The organism is Pseudomonas sp. BIGb0381, from assembly GCF_024809815.1.
GTDB lineage: Bacteria > Pseudomonadota > Gammaproteobacteria > Pseudomonadales > Pseudomonadaceae > Aquipseudomonas.
Genome location: NZ_JANUEN010000001.1, coordinates 1,012,615 through 1,027,763 on the forward strand (window position 1 = coordinate 1,012,615; position 15,149 = coordinate 1,027,763).

At 59.5% G+C, this 15,149-nt stretch carries 16 protein-coding genes and 2 pseudogenes; 10 read left to right on the forward strand and 8 right to left on the reverse strand.

From position 1 onward, the window contains the following. Positions 1-90 precede the first annotated feature (90 nt). Genes M2397_RS04785 through M2397_RS04795 form a run of 3 tightly spaced genes read left to right on the forward strand, consistent with a single transcriptional unit; the run spans position 91 to position 3,335 of the window. Entirely contained in the window at positions 91-1,341 is a 1,251-nt protein-coding gene (locus M2397_RS04785) for a lipoprotein-releasing ABC transporter permease subunit (RefSeq protein WP_027604228.1), read from the forward strand. Positions 1,342-1,348: 7 nt separating this feature from the next. Further along, positions 1,349-2,032, forward strand: coding sequence for a lipoprotein-releasing ABC transporter ATP-binding protein LolD (lolD, locus tag M2397_RS04790; RefSeq protein ID WP_024074097.1), 684 nt, complete (start codon positions 1,349-1,351; stop codon positions 2,030-2,032). A 58-nt stretch (positions 2,033-2,090) separates the two neighbouring features. Beyond that, on the forward strand, positions 2,091-3,335 hold the full coding sequence (locus M2397_RS04795) for a lipoprotein-releasing ABC transporter permease subunit (protein WP_259242370.1): 1,245 nt from the start codon (positions 2,091-2,093) through the stop codon (positions 3,333-3,335). Between the two features lie 104 nt (positions 3,336-3,439). Here M2397_RS04795 and M2397_RS04800 read toward each other — a convergent pair whose 3' ends face one another. Together M2397_RS04800 and M2397_RS04805 are read right to left on the reverse strand one after the other, a co-directional pair. Continuing rightward, positions 3,440-4,795 (reverse strand): heavy metal sensor histidine kinase, encoded by a 1,356-nt coding sequence (locus tag M2397_RS04800; protein ID WP_259242371.1) that lies wholly within the window; start codon positions 4,793-4,795, stop codon positions 3,440-3,442. After that, a complete protein-coding gene (locus M2397_RS04805; protein ID WP_131698952.1) occupies positions 4,792-5,472 on the reverse strand; it encodes a heavy metal response regulator transcription factor in 681 nt (226 codons plus the stop codon). Before M2397_RS04805 ends, M2397_RS04800 begins: the two co-directional genes overlap by 4 nt. Positions 5,473-5,629: 157 nt before the next feature. Between M2397_RS04805 and M2397_RS04810 the strand changes: the two genes are divergently transcribed. Both M2397_RS04810 and queF read left to right on the forward strand, forming a co-directional pair. Continuing rightward, complete coding sequence (locus tag M2397_RS04810) at positions 5,630-6,151, forward strand: plastocyanin/azurin family copper-binding protein (protein ID WP_131698953.1); 522 nt, start codon at positions 5,630-5,632, stop codon at positions 6,149-6,151. A gap of 66 nt (positions 6,152-6,217) precedes the next feature. Further along, on the forward strand, positions 6,218-7,048 hold the full coding sequence (gene queF, locus M2397_RS04815) for an NADPH-dependent 7-cyano-7-deazaguanine reductase QueF (protein WP_131698954.1): 831 nt from the start codon (positions 6,218-6,220) through the stop codon (positions 7,046-7,048). Between the two features lie 63 nt (positions 7,049-7,111). On the opposite strand, the gene M2397_RS04820 is transcribed toward queF, so the two are convergent. Together M2397_RS04820 and M2397_RS04825 are read right to left on the reverse strand one after the other, a co-directional pair. Next, positions 7,112-7,378, reverse strand: a complete 267-nt coding sequence (locus tag M2397_RS04820; protein ID WP_065928147.1) for a DUF4404 family protein — start codon at positions 7,376-7,378, stop codon at positions 7,112-7,114. 110 nt (positions 7,379-7,488) lie between these two features. Continuing rightward, positions 7,489-8,097, reverse strand: a complete 609-nt coding sequence (locus M2397_RS04825; protein WP_131698955.1) for an HAD family phosphatase — start codon at positions 8,095-8,097, stop codon at positions 7,489-7,491. Between the two features lie 195 nt (positions 8,098-8,292). Here M2397_RS04825 and M2397_RS04830 point away from each other — a divergent pair, with 195 nt between their 5' ends. Beyond that, positions 8,293-8,982 (forward strand): VacJ family lipoprotein, encoded by a 690-nt coding sequence (locus M2397_RS04830; protein WP_259242372.1) that lies wholly within the window; start codon positions 8,293-8,295, stop codon positions 8,980-8,982. 61 nt (positions 8,983-9,043) lie between these two features. Here the strand turns inward: M2397_RS04830 and M2397_RS04835 are convergent, their stop codons facing one another. Beyond that, a complete protein-coding gene (locus tag M2397_RS04835; RefSeq protein ID WP_259242373.1) occupies positions 9,044-9,340 on the reverse strand; it encodes a PilZ domain-containing protein in 297 nt (98 codons plus the stop codon). A 276-nt stretch (positions 9,341-9,616) separates the two neighbouring features. Between M2397_RS04835 and rssB the strand changes: the two genes are divergently transcribed. Beyond that, on the forward strand, positions 9,617-10,798 hold the full coding sequence (rssB, locus tag M2397_RS04840; protein ID WP_131698958.1) for a two-component system response regulator RssB: 1,182 nt from the start codon (positions 9,617-9,619) through the stop codon (positions 10,796-10,798). Continuing rightward, the gene (rssC, locus tag M2397_RS04845) at positions 10,798-11,280 is read left to right on the forward strand and encodes an anti-sigma factor antagonist RssC (RefSeq protein WP_003172602.1); all 483 of its coding nucleotides are present in this window, start codon (positions 10,798-10,800) and stop codon (positions 11,278-11,280) included. Before rssB ends, rssC begins: the two co-directional genes overlap by 1 nt. A 188-nt stretch (positions 11,281-11,468) precedes the next feature. Here rssC and tal read toward each other — a convergent pair whose 3' ends face one another. Further along, a complete protein-coding gene (gene tal / locus M2397_RS04850) occupies positions 11,469-12,395 on the reverse strand; it encodes a transaldolase (RefSeq protein WP_053136503.1) in 927 nt (308 codons plus the stop codon). Positions 12,396-12,703: 308 nt separating this feature from the next. Next, the gene (dusA, locus tag M2397_RS04855; RefSeq protein WP_145334833.1) at positions 12,704-13,690 is read right to left on the reverse strand and encodes a tRNA dihydrouridine(20/20a) synthase DusA; all 987 of its coding nucleotides are present in this window, start codon (positions 13,688-13,690) and stop codon (positions 12,704-12,706) included. 270 nt (positions 13,691-13,960) lie between these two features. Between dusA and M2397_RS30355 the strand changes: the two are divergent. Beyond that, positions 13,961-14,071: pseudogene (locus M2397_RS30355) on the forward strand (DUF6124 family protein); the annotation flags it as partial. Between the two features lie 55 nt (positions 14,072-14,126). Here M2397_RS30355 and M2397_RS04860 read toward each other — a convergent pair. After that, positions 14,127-14,267 (reverse strand): DUF2256 domain-containing protein, encoded by a 141-nt coding sequence (locus tag M2397_RS04860; protein WP_131698960.1) that lies wholly within the window; start codon positions 14,265-14,267, stop codon positions 14,127-14,129. A gap of 305 nt (positions 14,268-14,572) precedes the next feature. On the opposite strand from M2397_RS04860, the pseudogene M2397_RS30360 reads away from it, so the two are divergent. Then, a pseudogene (locus M2397_RS30360) lies at positions 14,573-15,082 on the forward strand (MCP four helix bundle domain-containing protein); the annotation flags it as partial. Between the last annotated feature and the right edge of the window lie 67 nt (positions 15,083-15,149).

A 15,149-nucleotide genomic window follows, 5' to 3' on the forward strand; every position in this document is an offset into this window, starting at 1 on the left:
AACCCCAGGTAACGGTAATGGTCTGAGTGTAAAGCTGCTTACCAGACCCCGCCACCGGGACGTCTTCTTTTCCTCCGAACAAGCCCCGACATGTTCAGACCTCTCTTCGTATTTATTGGCACGCGTTATACCCGTGCAAAGCGTCGCAATCATTTTGTGTCGTTCATTTCCTTGACCTCGATGATCGGTCTCGCCCTTGGCGTGGTCGTGATGATTGTGGTGCTGTCGGTGATGAACGGCTTCGATCATGAGATGCGCACCCGCGTGCTGGGCATGGTGCCCCACGCGACCATCGAGGGCGATGCGCCCATCAGCGACTGGCAAAGCCTGGCCGCCAAGGTCAAGCAGAACCCCAAGGTAGTGGCCGTCGCGCCGTTTACCCAGATGCAGGGGCTGCTGACCAATGACGGCAAGGTGCAGAAGATCCTGCTCAATGCCATCGACCCGGCCCAGGAACGCAACGTCTCGATCATCGATAAGTTCATGTTGCAGGGCAAACTCGACGATCTGGCCCCCGGCAGTTTTGGCATTGTCATCGGTGACAAGGCAGCGGCCAAACTCGGCGTGGGCATCGGCGACAAGCTGACCTTCGTCGCCCCGGAAGTCACCGTGACGCCGGCCGGCATGTTCCCGCGCATGAAGCGCTTTACCGTGGTCGGTACCTTCCACGTCGGCGCCGGCGAGATCGACGGCTACCTCGGCCTGACCAACCTCACCGACCTGGCCCGCCTGCATCGCTGGCAGCCGGACCAGGTGCAGGGCCTGCGCTTGAAGTTCAACGACCTGTTCGATGCCCCGCGCGGCGCCTGGGAAATCGCCCAGCACCTGGGTGAAAGCCAGTACTACGCCCGCGACTGGACCCGCACCCACGGCAACCTGTACCAGGCCATCCGCATGGAAAAAGCCATGATCGGCCTGCTGTTGCTGCTGATCGTCGCCGTTGCCGCCTTCAACATCATCTCCACCCTGGTGATGGTGGTGAATGACAAGAAAGGCGACATCGCCATCCTGCGCACCCTGGGCGCCACGCCGGGGCAGATCATGGCGATCTTCATGGTGCAGGGCACCGTGATTGGCGTGGTCGGCACCTTGATCGGTACCGCGGTAGGCATTTTGGCCGCGCTGAACGTCAGTGCCGCCATCGCCTTGCTTGAAAAGGTGATCGGCCACAAGTTCCTCAACGCCGACGTCTACTTCATCGATTACCTGCCGTCCCAGGTGCAAGCCCAGGACGTGCTGATGGTGGGCGGCGCCGCGTTGGTCCTGAGTTTCCTTGCCACCCTGTATCCAGCCTGGCGCGCGGCACGTACCCAGCCAGCACAGGCCTTACGTTATGAGTGAATCGGGCATGAGTGAAAAAGCAATCCTGAGCTGCCGCAACCTGGGCAAATCCTACGAGGAAGGCCCGGAGTCGGTTGTGGTGCTGTCCAACCTGCAACTGGAACTTCATCCCGGCGAGCGCGTGGCGATCGTCGGCAGTTCCGGTTCCGGCAAAAGTACCTTGCTCAACCTGTTGGGCGGCCTTGATACGCCGTCCCAGGGCAGTGTATGGCTGGCCGGTGAAGAACTGTCGGCCTTGAATGAAAAGGCCCGTGGCCAGTTGCGCAACCGCTCGTTGGGCTTTGTGTACCAGTTCCACCACCTGTTGCCGGAATTCACCGCCCTGGAAAACGTGTGCATGCCGCTGTTGATCGGCAAGACCGCGATCCCGGAAGCGCGTCAGCGTGCCAAGGCGTTGCTCGAGCGCGTCGGCCTCGGCCATCGCCTGGAGCACAAACCGGCCGAACTGTCCGGCGGTGAGCGCCAGCGTGTGGCGATTGCCCGTGCCCTGGTGAACAACCCGGGGCTGGTGATGCTCGACGAGCCCACCGGCAACCTCGACTCTCACACCGCCCAGGGCATCAAGGACTTGATGCTGGAACTGAGCACCCAGATGCGCACCGCGTTCCTGGTGGTGACCCATGACATGAGCATGGCCCGCCAGATGGACCGCGTACTGCATCTGCAGGAAGGTCATCTGGTCGCCATCTGACCTGTTTCAAGCCCGGTGCCTGACGCCGGGTTTTCTATTTTTCCAACGGTGCCCGCGAATGTTCAGACCGTTATCGATTTTCATCGGCACGCGCTATACCCGCGCCAAGCGCCGCAACCGTTTTGTTTCGTTTATCTCGATGACCTCGATGATCGGCCTCGCCCTGGGCGTGCTGGCGATGATCGTGGTGCTGTCGGTGATGAACGGCTTCCAGCGCGAAATGAGCTCGCGCATCCTTGGCATGGTGCCCCACGCCACCATCGTCGGGGTGAACCCGATCGATGATTGGCAGCCGGTGGCCGCTGCGGCGATGAAGAATCCGCAAGTGACTGCCGCCGTACCGTTCACGCAGATGGACGGCATGTTCTCCTACAAGGGCGCGATGCAGCCGATCGAGATCAGCGGCGTCGACCCGGCCCAGGAAGGCAAGGTGTCGATCGTGGCCCAGCATATCGTGCAGGGCAAACTGGAAGACCTGAAGCCTGGCGAGTTCGGCGTGGTGGTCGGCGAAATCACTGCCCGGCGTTTTCGCCTGAATGTGGGTGACAAACTGACCCTGATCGTCCCGGAAATCAGCAGCGCGCCGGGGGGGATCACCCCGCGCATGCAGCGTCTGAACGTAGTGGGTATCTTCAAGGTCGGCGCCGAGCTGGATGGCTCCATGGCCCTGATCCACATGGCTGACGCCGCCGAGATACAGCACTGGCAACCGAACCAGGTGCAGAGCGTGCGCCTGGCGTTGAAAGACCTGTACGCAGCGCCCAAGGTCTCGGCGGACATCGCCGCCAGCCTGGGTGCAGGCTACAAGCCCGATGACTGGACCCACACCCAGGGCAGCCTGTTCAGCGCGATGAAGATGGAAAAGACCATGATCGGCCTGTTGTTGCTGATGATCGTCGCCGTCGCGGCGTTCAACATTATCGCCACGCTGATCATGGTGGTGAACGACAAGGGCGCGGACATCGCGATCCTGCGTACCATCGGCGCCACGCCACGGCAGATCATGGCGATCTTCATGGTCCAGGGCACGGTGATCGGCATTGTCGGCACCCTGATCGGCGGCGTGCTGGGCGTGATTGCCGCGCTGAACGTGAGTGAACTGGTGGGCTGGCTGGAGCGGGTGAGCGGGCAGCATATCTTCAGTTCGGACGTGTACTTCGTCAGCAACCTGCCTTCGGAATTGCAAGGTGGAGATGTGGTGCTGATTTGTACGGCCGGGTTTGTGTTGAGCTTCCTGGCGACGATTTACCCGGCGTATCGGGCGGCGAAGATTGAGCCGGCGCATGCCCTTAGGTATTCGTAGTCTTTAAGTCCGCTATCGGGGGCAAGCCCCTCCCACATTTGAATGTATTCACAGATCACAGTGTGGGAGGGGGCTTGCCCCCGATAGGGCCGGCCCGGCTTGCATCAATTTACCTTCGGCAACTCAATCACAAACCTTGTCCACCCCGCCCCGGATTCACAAAAAATCCTCCCACCATGGGCCCGCACAATCGACTGGGTAATCGCCAACCCCAGTCCTGCATGCTCGCTGCTGCCTTCATGGCGCGCCGGGTCCGCGCGGTAGAATCGGTCGAACAACCTCGGTAGCACGTCCGCTGGAATACCTTCCCCGCTGTTTTCTACCGTCACTGTCACGCCCCGTACGCCTTCAACCATCCGCACGCGCACTTGGCCGCCGGCCGGGGTAAACCTGAGGGCGTTATCCAGCAGGTTCGACAGGGCTCGGCGCAGCATGCCGCGATCGCCGGCTGTTTGCGCGCTGCCTTCGCGTACCAGCGAGACCTGTGCGTCTTCTGCCAGCAACGCGAAAAACTCCAGCAACGCCTCCACTTCATTCGCCAGCGCCAACGGCTCGCACTTGGGTATCAGCAAGCCGTGGTCCGCCTTGGCCAGGTACAGCATGTCATTCACCAACTGCGCCATCCATTGCAGCTCTTCCAGGTTGCTGTGCAGCGCTTCGCGGTAATCCTCCAAGGGGCGCGGTTGGGTCAGGATGACTTGGGTCTGGGTCAAGAGGTTCGACAGAGGCGTGCGCAGTTCATGGGCAATGTCGGCGGAGAAGGCCGACAGGCGTTGGAATGCATCGTCCAAACGCCCCAGCATGGCATTGAAGGCCTGGGCCAGTTCGGCCAATTCCGCCGGCATTTGCTGTTGAGGCAGACGCTGGGTCAAGGAGTGGGCCGAAACACCGGCAGCCACTTCGCCCATGCGCCGCAACGGGCGCAAGCCACTGCGTGCAGCCCAGGCACCGAGCACGGCGGTGGCGAGGGCGGAGAGACCGACGGTGAGCCAGATCAAATGCTGCATGCGTTGCAGGAAGTGCTGGTGGTGGGTGATGTCGAGCACCAGGCTGAGTTGCGGCGAGTCGGGTTGGCCCGCCATCAGCGGCACGTTGTAGACGCGGTAGTCGGTCCCGGCGTTTTGCAGGCTATGCAGTCCAGGGCCCTCGGGCAGTGTGACGCCGGGCGCATCATCAAGCCAACGCTGGCCGCCTGCGGTTATGCGCAGGGCGAGTTCGGGCTGGCGATTGAGCTCCACGCGCAACTGTTGCTCGCGCTGGGCAAACAACGCAGGCGAGTTGACCCCCTGCAAGGTACTGCGCAGCGCTACCAACTGGCTGTCGAGTTGCTGCTGGTCCAATTCAATGAAGTGCGCCTCGCTGGCGCGGTTAAAGAGTACGCCCGCAAGCAACGAGACCACCGCAGTGCACGCTGCAAACAGCAGGGCCAGGCGGCTGGCCAGGGACAGACGCTGGATCAATGGCTCCGCTCCTCCAGTACATAACCCATGCCGCGCACGGTATGGATCAGTTGGGTGGGGAAGGGATCGTCGACTTTCAGGCGCAGACGCCGGATCGCGACTTCGATGATGTTGGTGTCACTGTCGAAATTCATGTCCCACACCTGGGAGGCAATCAGCGACTTGGGCAGTACTTCGCCCTGGCGGCGCAGCAGCAGTTCCAGCAGGGAGAACTCTTTGGCGGTGAGGTCGATGCGCTGGCCGTCCCGTTCGACGCGGCGGCGGATCAGGTCCAGGCGCAGGTCGGCCAGTTGCAGGGCGGTTTCCTGCGGCGTGCTGCTGCCACGGCGCAACAGGCTGCGTATACGCGCCAGCAGTTCGGAGAAGGCGAAGGGCTTGACCAGGTAATCGTCGGCGCCCAGTTCCAGGCCATGCACGCGATCTTCCACGGCATCCCGGGCGGTCAGAAACAGCACCGGGATCTCCAGGCCGGCACTGCGCACCGCTTGCAGGATTTGCCAACCGTCGCGACCGGGCAGCATCACATCCAGGATCAACAGGTCATAATCGCCGGTCAGCGCCAGGTGCTGGCCGCTGGTGCCGTCGGCCACCAGTTCGGTGGTGAAACCAGCCTCGGCCAGCCCTTGGCGCAGATAGTGGCCGGTTTTCGGTTGGTCTTCGACGATCAGCAATTTCATGGGCGGCTCTTGGCAACAGTTAACGAGGGGCTTTATACCTTGGGTGCCAGGGGAAGGGCGCAACCTGACAAAGTTGTAATCTAGCAGTCAGTTGGCTGGCAGCGGCGCACTCTTAGAGTGCTGTCCAAGCAGATTGCACACTTTTTGGAGAATCGAGATGGCATTGCGTACACCCCTGTTGTTGGCGGGCTGCCTGTTGGCGTTGAGTTTCGATGCCATGGCGGATGCGGCCCATACCTACGCGTTCGGCCAGCCGGCACCGACTGAAAAGGCCACGCGTACTGTGGAAGTGACGCTGCAGGATATTTCCTTTTCGCCCAAGTCCCTGGACGTCAAGGCCGGTGAGACGGTGCGCTTTGTACTGATCAACAAAGGTCAGTTGTTGCATGAATTCAACCTCGGTGACGCGGCGATGCATGCCGAACACCAGAAGGAAATGTTGCAGATGCAGGCCAGCGGCATGCTCACCTCCACGGGGATGGGCAAGATGGATCACAGTGCCATGGGCCACGGTGAAATGGGCGGCATGAAGCACGACGATCCCAACAGCGTATTGGTGGAGCCCGGCAAGACCGCTGAGCTGACCTGGACGTTCACCAAGGCCACCGGCCTGGAGTTTGCCTGCAACCTCCCCGGTCATTACCAGGCGGGCATGGTCGGCAAGCTGACCGTTGAGTAAGGCGTTTCTTAAGGGCGGTGGCAAAGGCTGGTAGACTGGCGCGGTTTATTTAGCCAGGTTTCCGCCATGCATCCCGCAGCCGAACATTCGCCGCTGGGCAAGTCCAGTGAATACATCTCCACCTACACCCCTTCGTTGCTGTTCCCGATTCCACGCGCCGCCAAATGGACCGAGCTGGGCCTGAGCGCCGAGACCCTGCCGTACAAGGGCGTGGACTTCTGGAACTGCTTCGAGTTGTCCTGGTTGCTGCCGTCGGGCAAGCCGGTGGTGGCCATCGGTGAGTTCAGCATCCCGGCCGACTCGCCGAACATCATCGAGTCCAAGTCGTTCAAGCTGTATCTCAACTCGCTCAACCAGACCGCGTTTGCCGATGTGCAAAGCCTGGAAGCGACCCTGCGTACCGACCTCAGTGCCGCCGCCGGCAAGCCTGTTACCGTGCGTATCCGCAGCTTGGCCGACATTGAGGCCGAAGGCGTGATGGCGTTGCCGGGCGTGTGCATTGATGATCTGGATATCAGTGTCAGCAACTACGAACACCCACGCCCGGAGCTGCTGCGTTGCGATGACTCGCGCATTGTCGAGGAGAGCGTGCACAGCCACCTGCTCAAGTCCAACTGCCCGGTCACCAGCCAGCCCGACTGGGGCAGCGTTGTGGTGGAGTACCGCGGTGCGGCGTTGGATCACGGGAGTTTGCTGGAATACCTGGTGAGCTTTCGCCAGCACTCGGATTTCCATGAACAGTGCGTGGAGCGCATTTTCCTCGACCTGCAGCGTTTGCTGAAGCCGGAGAAGTTGACGGTGTATGCGCGCTATGTGCGGCGGGGTGGGTTGGATATCAATCCTTACCGCAGTACTGAGGATGTGGCGTTCCAGAACGTGCGCCTGGCCCGTCAGTAAACAAAGGTGGGAGGGGGCAGGCCCTCTCCTACCTTTTGGTTCTGCGCCTGGCTTGGGTTCGGGTCAGATCCCCATGTTGCCCAAGGTGATCATGATATTGCGCAGTGTCCCGGAAATCACCGGGTGCTCAGCGTCGAACTCTATGGCAGCTTGACTCACATCGTCGGAAATACTCGGCGTCTGAGTGGCCGGTTCAAGTTCAAGTTGCAATTCAAACTTGGCAATCAAGGCTTGCAGCGCTTCACGTTTTTCTTCCGACAGCGGGGGTTCCTGTTCCAGCTGCCCGCGCAGGATCTCGACCTGTTCTTCCAGTTTTTTGCGATCAGGCATGACGTTCTTCCTTTTATCGATAGGCACTGGCATAGACCACGGCACGCCGTGAAAGGTCTACGGGGTGACCTGTAGATTAATCCACGGGCGCCGACTGTGCATGATCTTGATCAGGGCTTCTCGCCTTTGAGCTGGCGCAGGCTGATGTCGGCCAGGCAGGTGCCGAGTTCCCCGAGGTGATCGATCACCGAGTGTACCCCCAGCCCATAGAGCTCAACGGTGGCTTTGCCGCGCTTGTGCTCGCGTTCCTTGTCGCTCAGCGCCTGCCACTGCTCAGGCGCCAGGCCGCACAGCGAACCACAGGACGCCAGGCCAATGGTCCACAAACCGGCATTCAACCCCGATTGCAGCAAGCGTGGTTCGCCGCTGACCAGTACGCAACCTTCCAGGCGTTCAATGTTGAGTTCCATCAAGGCTTGCCAGCACGCATGAGGGGCGGGCCAGCGGATCGATGAGGGGGATGCGGCCTTGAGCCAGCCGGGCAGTACGGCGGCCAGTGGTGTGGTCACCGAAGGCGGCAGTTCATCCAGCCAGGCACAGGGGATGCCTTGTTCCTTGAGGCTGCGCAGGATTTTCAGGGCGCCGGGTGTGGCTTGGGAGTGCAGGGAGGGTGAATCGGTGCGCGCCTGGGAACCAAAGTCCACCAGGCAACCACTCAGGCCAAACAGAACGGCAGTCAAGGCGGGCGCGTTGGCGATGGCTATCTCGGCGTGAGGCATGTCGACATCCCTGAAATAGCTGTGACGCTATCGGGGCAGGATGACAAGTAGATGACAGGCGGGTTAATTGTAGGAAAATTGTCCATTTGTGTTAGGACGATTCCTAGAAGCTGCCTAATTGGACACTTCCGTCATATACTGACGGCCTTATTCAGGGCATAGCGCCCATGACAGACCATTCAAGGAGCAAAAGCTATGCGCTGGAGCCACTACTTCGCTCAGCTGTCGGTGTGTGCCACTGTCCTGCTGGCGCCTTTCGCTGCACAGGCTGCATCGGAAGATGATCCATGGGAAAGCGTCAACCGCCCGATCTTCACCTTCAACGACACCGTTGATACCTACGCCCTCAAGCCATTGGCCCAAGGCTATCAGTGGATCACTCCGCAATTTGTCGAAGACGGTATCCACAACTTCTTGCGCAATATCGGCGATGTCGGCAACCTGGCCAACAACGTGCTGCAGCTCAAACCCCACAATGCCGGGGTCGACACTGCGCGCTTGCTGGTTAATACCACATTCGGCGTGCTGGGCTTTATCGACGTCGGCACCAAAATGGGGCTGCAACGCAGTGATGAAGACTTCGGCCAGACCCTGGGTTACTGGGGCGTGGGCAGCGGTCCCTACGTGATGATCCCGCTGCTGGGCCCGAGCACCTTGCGTGACGCGCCGTCCAAATACGTGGACAGCTACACCCAACCGTACCGCTATATGAACGATATCGGCTGGCGCAACAGCACCATGGGCCTGAACATCGTTGACACCCGTGCCAGCCTGCTCGACAGCGAGAAGCTGATCACCGGCGACAAGTACACCTTTATCCGCAATGCTTACCTGCAGAACCGCGAGTTCAAGGTCAAGGACGGCAAGGTCGTCGACGACTTTTAAGCTGTGATGTTTTGAAATGAAAAAAAGGCGACTTGGCGGTCGCCTTTTTTGTGCGCGGGTTTCAGCGCATTTTCAGGATCTTAAGTCCCAGTTGTTGCTCGTCGCTCGCCGTTTTGGTCCAGACCACTTCCGTGTCAGCCTCCAGGCCCTTGAGCGCCGCGTGCTCTGAATCAATGCGCACGGTGAGCAGGTCCCCCACGGTGAACTGGCGCGGTGCCTGCACCTGCATCCCGGAGCTGGAAAGGTCCACACAAACCCCGGCAAACTCCTGGCCTTCGTGGAGCAACGATACTTCGGCATCCACCCGCATGCGGATGAAATCGCGTTTTTCGGCGTAGTCGCGCTCGTGTTCGCTCATCGGTTCCATCCTTACTTTGTGTTGTGGTCTTGGCTGTTCTTATAACTCCGGGTGATTTGCGATGTAAAGACGCCCGGCGACCATCGGCATGAGCTTGAAACCCCTGGCGGATGGGAGTACCGTCTGCGCCTTAGAAGGGCACCTCTGCTTTACGGTTGTGCATGGGAAAAATCCCATTGCGTTGTAGGACAGAGAGGCTAGAAAGCGAATCCAGTACGTGAGTCCGGCCATTGCCGAGCCGCCTACGCCAACCTAATTCTGGCGCCGTTTGCCCACATGCAAAAAACCAGTGCCACGCTGCTGATAATCGATGACGACGAAGTAGTGCGCGCGAGCCTTGCGGCCTATTTGGAAGACAGTGGCTTCAGCGTCCTGCAGGCCAGTAATGGCCAACAGGGTCTCCAGGTATTCGAGCGCGACCAGCCCGACCTCGTGATCTGCGACCTGCGCATGCCCCAGATGGGCGGCCTGGAGCTGATTCGCCAGGTGACTGAGCTTGCCCCGCAGACGCCGGTGATTGTCGTGTCCGGTGCGGGCGTCATGAACGATGCCGTCGAGGCGTTGCGTCTGGGCGCTGCCGACTACCTGATCAAGCCCCTCGAAGACCTGGCGGTACTGGAGCACTCTGTGCGCCGCGCCTTGGATCGTGCGCGCCTGCTGGTAGAGAACCAGCGCTACCGCGAAAAGCTCGAAACCGCCAACCGCGAACTCGAAGCCAGCCTTAACCTGCTCCAGGAAGACCAGAACGCCGGTCGCCAGGTGCAGATGAACATGCTGCCGGTCAGCCCCTGGAGCATCGACGAATTCCAGTTTGCTCACCAGATCATCCCGTCGTTGTACCTGTCGGGCGATTTTGTCGATTATTTCCGCGTAGACGAGCGTCGTGTCGCGTTCTACCTGGCCGATGTCTCCGGCCATGGAGCTTCCTCTGCTTTTGTCACCGTGTTGTTGAAGTTCATGACCACACGGTTGTTATTCGAATCCAAGCGCAATGGCACCTTGCCGGAGTTCACCCCCTCCGAGGTGCTGGGCCACATCAACCGAGGCCTGATCAGCTGCAAGCTGGGCAAGCACGTGACGATGGTGGGCGGCGTGATTGATGAAGAAACCGGTCTTTTGACCTACAGCATCGGCGGTCACCTGCCGATGCCTGTTTTATACACTCCCGACAGTGTGCGTTACCTGGAAGGGCGTGGTCTGCCCGTAGGCTTGTTCAATGAAGCCACCTATGAAGACCACATCCTCGAGCTGCCGCCGACGTTCAGCCTGACGCTGATGTCCGATGGCATCCTGGACCTTCTTCCAGAGCCTACACTCAAAGAGAAAGAAGCTGCCTTGCCCCAAAAGGTCAAGTCGGCGGGCGGCAGCCTGGATGGCCTGCGGCAGGTTTTTGGATTGGCCACGCTAGGGGAGATGCCGGATGATATCGCCCTATTGGTGTTGAGCAGGAATCTTTGATGAGTACCGGAAGAATCCAATTCGCCGAGCAAGACGGGACCTTCGTCCTGAAGTTTGTCGGTGAAGTGCGCCTGACCTTGTGTTCGGCGCTGGATGCGACGATTGAGCGGATTTTCACGGCGTTGAATTTCTCGGCGATCGTGATCGATCTGACCGAAACCCGCAGCATCGATAGCACCACCCTTGGGCTGTTGGCCAAGTTGTCCATTCTGTCTCGGCAGAAGGTTGGCCTGCTGCCGACCGTCGTCACCACCCACGAAGACATCACCCGTCTGTTGCAGTCCATGGGCTTCGACCAAGTGTTCAACATCGTTGATCGCCCGATTCCGTGCCCGGAGTGCCTCACCGACCTGCCGTCTCAGGACCAGTCCGAGGAAGTCGTACGGGTCAAGGTGCTGGAAGCGCACAAGATCCTGATGGGCCTCAACGAGTCCAACCGCGAAGCTTTCCACGACCTCGTCAACGCCCTCGAGCGTCACTGATCCGTCTGTCGAACACATGCCAATTGTGGGAGGGGGCTTGCCCCCGATAGCGCCGTGTCAGTCAGCACATTCATAACGGACTCACCGCTATCGGGAGCAAGCCCCCTCCCACCGTTGAACTGAGATCGGCTTGAGACAAAAAAGGGCGGTACCCTCACAGGTACCGCCCTTTTTGCCGCCTCCGCCGTTTACAGCTTGGCGGACAACAGTGCCTCAAGCTTCTCCTGGTCCCGAGCAAACTGACGAATCCCCTCCGCCAGCTTCTCAGTCGCCATTGCATCCTCGTTGGACTCCCAACGGAACTGCGCTTCAGTCAGATGTACCCGCGCTTCCCCGGCATGCCCTGGCGACAACTTGCGCTCCAGCTTGCCTTCATCCGCCGCCAGCTTCTCCAGCAGGTCCGGGCTGATGGTCAGGCGATCACAGCCGGCCAGCTCTTCAATCTGGCTCAGGTTACGGAAACTCGCACCCATCACCACGGTCTTGTAGCCATTAGCCTTGTAGTAGTTGTAGATGCGCGTCACCGACTGCACGCCCGGATCATCAGCGCCGGTGTAGTCGTTGCCATTGGCTTTCTTGTACCAGTCGTAGATACGGCCTACGAACGGTGAAATCAGGAACACGCCGGCTTCTGCGCACGCCACAGCCTGGGCAAACGAGAACAGCAGGGTCAGGTTGGTCTGGATGCCTTCTTTTTCCAGCTTCTCCGCCGCGCGGATGCCTTCCCAGGTGGACGCGATCTTGATCAGCACGCGGTCACGGCTAACCCCAGCTTTGTCGTACAGGTCGATCAGACGGTGCGCACGCTTGAGTACGGCGTCAGTGTCGAACGACAGACGGGCGTCCACCTCGGTGGAGATGCGCCCTGGTACTACTTTAAGGATCTCTTGACCCACCGCCACCGCGAAACGGTCGCTGGCCAGGCCGACATCGCCGTTGCAGTCCTGCACACACTCATCCAGCAGCTTGGCATAGCCCGGAATCGACGCGGCCTTGAGCAGCAGGGAAGGGTTGGTAGTGGCGTCTTGGGGCTTGAGCTTGGCGAGGGTAGAAAAATCGCCGGTATCGGCTACGACAGTGGTGAATTGCTTGAGTTGTTCCAGCTTGGAAGTCATGGGCGTGCTCTGTCCTATGGGTCTGATGACATTACCCGAGCGCCGACAGGCGCTCAAGGGCGCAAATGCGTTCGATCGTTTGCGAGGGCAACAACCTGAAAACAGCCGTTTGAATGCCCGGCCGTACTGCTGAATAGGAGGCCAGAACGGCCGACAGGTTCAACCCAACTGCCCGATGTAGGATAACGCCTTCATGCCAACTGAGGCCTTCCCTGACACACACCGCACCAAATGTGGGAGGGAGCTTGCTCCCGATGGCAGTATGTCAGCTCATCCAATAACCAACTGACCCCCTGCAAGCTATCCAATCAACGCCCTTCCAACAAAGCTCCAGCCTGATCCAGCAATGCCAACGGATCCGCAGCCTTATGAATATCCACCGACAACAACTGCCTGAATCTGCGCGCCCCAGGGAAACCGGTGCCCAACCCCAACACATGCCGCGTAATGTGATGCATCGTCCCGCCAGTCGCCAAATGCTCAGCAATATAAGGCCGCAACTGCGCCAACGCCTCAGCTCGGCTGATCACCGGCGCTTCACTGCCAAACAACTGCTGATCCACCTCCGCCAGAAGATACGGATTGTGATAAGCCTCCCGGCCCAGCATCACCCCGTCAAACGTCTGCAAATGCTCATGGCACTGCTCCAGCGTCTTGATCCCGCCGTTGAGCACAATTTCCAGCTCGGGGAAGTCCCGCTTCAACTGTGCCGCCACGTCATAACGCAACGGCGGAATGTCGCGGTTTTCCTTCGGTGACAAGCCCTCAAGAATCGCAATCCGCGCATGCACGGTAAAACTGGTGCAGCCGGCGTCCTTCACCGTCCCGACGAAATCACACAGCTCGGCGTAACTATCCCGACCATTGATCCCGATACGGTGCTTCACCGTCACCGGAATCGACACTGCATCACGCATCGCCTTCACGCAATCGGCCACCAGGACCGGGTGAGCCATCAGGATCGCGCCGATCATGTTGTTCTGCACCCGGTCGCTCGGGCAGCCGACGTTCAGGTTCACCTCGTCGTAACCGGCGGCTTCGGCCATACGGGCACAGGCGGCCAGGTCCGCGGGGACACTGCCGCCGAGCTGGAGCGCCAGAGGGTGCTCGGCTTCGTTATGGCGCAGGAAGCGGTCGTGGTCACCGTGGAGAATCGCGCCAGTGGTGACCATCTCGGTGTAGAGCAGGGCGTGCTTGGAGAGCAGGCGCAGGAAGAACCGGCAGTGGCGGTCGGTCCAATCCATCATCGGTGCGACGGAAAAGCGGCGGGAGAGGGGAGCGGTTTGTGGGGGCATTGGGAATCTGAGTCAACGAGGCGAATGGTGGGCAGTTTATCAGGGATGCATCGTGGGTGTAGGGGAGGCGTGGTATGCGCCCGAAGTGTATGCGGGTAATTGTGGCATGTGAAATTCGTCTCTGAGGATCTGAAGGTGGTCATTGCGCGGTATATCGTAGTCGGTGTCGATTACGCGCTGCGCCCTTTTTCCAGGCGGAAGCGTAGGCGCTTCACCTCAATGATTCTGAAATGAGACGCGGCGCTTCTGTTCTCGTCTGCTTGGGCGGCATCCCAGCGCTCCATCGCTTTGGGCATTCAGCAACTGATCGAGTTGAGCTCTCTGCTTGTCGACCGAGCTCAAGAGCAAGTCGAAGCGACGTCCAGCACGGCCACAGCCTGACACCCGACCCTGCCGCCTTACCCCAAGAAGGCGGCAACCTGACCCCCCTTTTGGCTCAGCAGTTAGCAGGCTTACTGCGTCGGCAGCGCTCAGAGCAATAACGAACCTCCTCCCAGCAGCGCGTCCATTTCTTCCTCCAAGTGAAGGGAAGGCCGCAGGTAAGGCAGGTTTTTACTGGAAGCTCACTCTTTTTCAAAATTGTTCACCTTCAACTGCCTTGCGGGTACCCACGTGGCGATCTAATGACCGTTGGCTTTGCGACCTCCCTCATTAGCTCCTACTGCCATAGCCGCGCAAAAATGCTCTAAGTAAATCGCGAGGCCACTGCAGAACATACGCATCATGATGATAGCTATACGCTATCATGGCGGTGTGTATTGCTAACTGGATGACCTTTCTGCGTCGACGTATCGTCAAGGCATCAAGCGTAATGGGCTGGTAGTACCGTTCGCTTCTTCCAAATCAACAAAGGCCTGTACAGGTCATATTTTCGAGCTAGCCATGAAGAAAACGCTGTCGTTGGCCACACGCATAGGGCTTAGTTTCGCAGCCATCCTGGCGCTGCTCATGTTGATAACCGCCATCGGCATTCACCGCGTTGCGTTCATTGACTCCACCTTGGAAGACGTCAGCGAAAATGCCGCCAAGGTGCAGCGCTATGCAATCAATTTTCGAGGCAGTGTCCATAACCGAGCCATCGCTATTCGGGATGCTGTGCTGGTGACGACTGATACGGATTTGGCAAAACACTTATCGGAGGTCACAGCCTTGGAAAAGGCCTACTCCGACTCGGCGGCTCCAATGGATCAGTTGTTCAAGGGCGCAAGCGTAACAGGCGAGGAGGTTCGATTACTGAGCGCTATCAAGGACATCGAACAACAAACCCTTAACTCCACCAGGGCGGTAATCTCCCTGCGCCAAGCGGGTGACATACCTGGAGCTCAGGCGCTGCTGATGCGTCAAACGTCTTTGGATTACAGTGAGTGGCTGAAACGCGTCAATGCACTGATCGACTACGAGGAAGCATCAATCAAGGCAAAGCTGGGCGCAGTGCAGGCAACCGCCAGTCAGTTCAGTA

Excerpts from the sequence above, each read along its gene's own strand:
- M2397_RS04785 (WP_027604228.1), top strand. The coding sequence starts at position 91 with ATGTTCAGACCTCTCTTCGTATTTATTGGCACGCGTTATACCCGTGCA.
- lolD (WP_024074097.1), top strand. The coding sequence starts at position 1,349 with ATGAGTGAAAAAGCAATCCTGAGCTGCCGCAACCTGGGCAAATCCTAC.
- M2397_RS04795 (WP_259242370.1), top strand. The coding sequence starts at position 2,091 with ATGTTCAGACCGTTATCGATTTTCATCGGCACGCGCTATACCCGCGCC.
- M2397_RS04805 (WP_131698952.1), bottom strand. The coding sequence starts at position 5,472 with ATGAAATTGCTGATCGTCGAAGACCAACCGAAAACCGGCCACTATCTG.
- M2397_RS04810 (WP_131698953.1), top strand. The coding sequence starts at position 5,630 with ATGGCATTGCGTACACCCCTGTTGTTGGCGGGCTGCCTGTTGGCGTTG.
- queF (WP_131698954.1), top strand. The coding sequence starts at position 6,218 with ATGCATCCCGCAGCCGAACATTCGCCGCTGGGCAAGTCCAGTGAATAC.
- M2397_RS04820 (WP_065928147.1), bottom strand. The coding sequence starts at position 7,378 with ATGCCTGATCGCAAAAAACTGGAAGAACAGGTCGAGATCCTGCGCGGG.
- M2397_RS04825 (WP_131698955.1), bottom strand. The coding sequence starts at position 8,097 with ATGCCTCACGCCGAGATAGCCATCGCCAACGCGCCCGCCTTGACTGCC.
- M2397_RS04830 (WP_259242372.1), top strand. The coding sequence starts at position 8,293 with ATGCGCTGGAGCCACTACTTCGCTCAGCTGTCGGTGTGTGCCACTGTC.
- M2397_RS04835 (WP_259242373.1), bottom strand. The coding sequence starts at position 9,340 with ATGAGCGAACACGAGCGCGACTACGCCGAAAAACGCGATTTCATCCGC.
- rssB (WP_131698958.1), top strand. The coding sequence starts at position 9,617 with ATGCAAAAAACCAGTGCCACGCTGCTGATAATCGATGACGACGAAGTA.
- rssC (WP_003172602.1), top strand. The coding sequence starts at position 10,798 with ATGAGTACCGGAAGAATCCAATTCGCCGAGCAAGACGGGACCTTCGTC.
- tal (WP_053136503.1), bottom strand. The coding sequence starts at position 12,395 with ATGACTTCCAAGCTGGAACAACTCAAGCAATTCACCACTGTCGTAGCC.
- dusA (WP_145334833.1), bottom strand. The coding sequence starts at position 13,690 with ATGCCCCCACAAACCGCTCCCCTCTCCCGCCGCTTTTCCGTCGCACCG.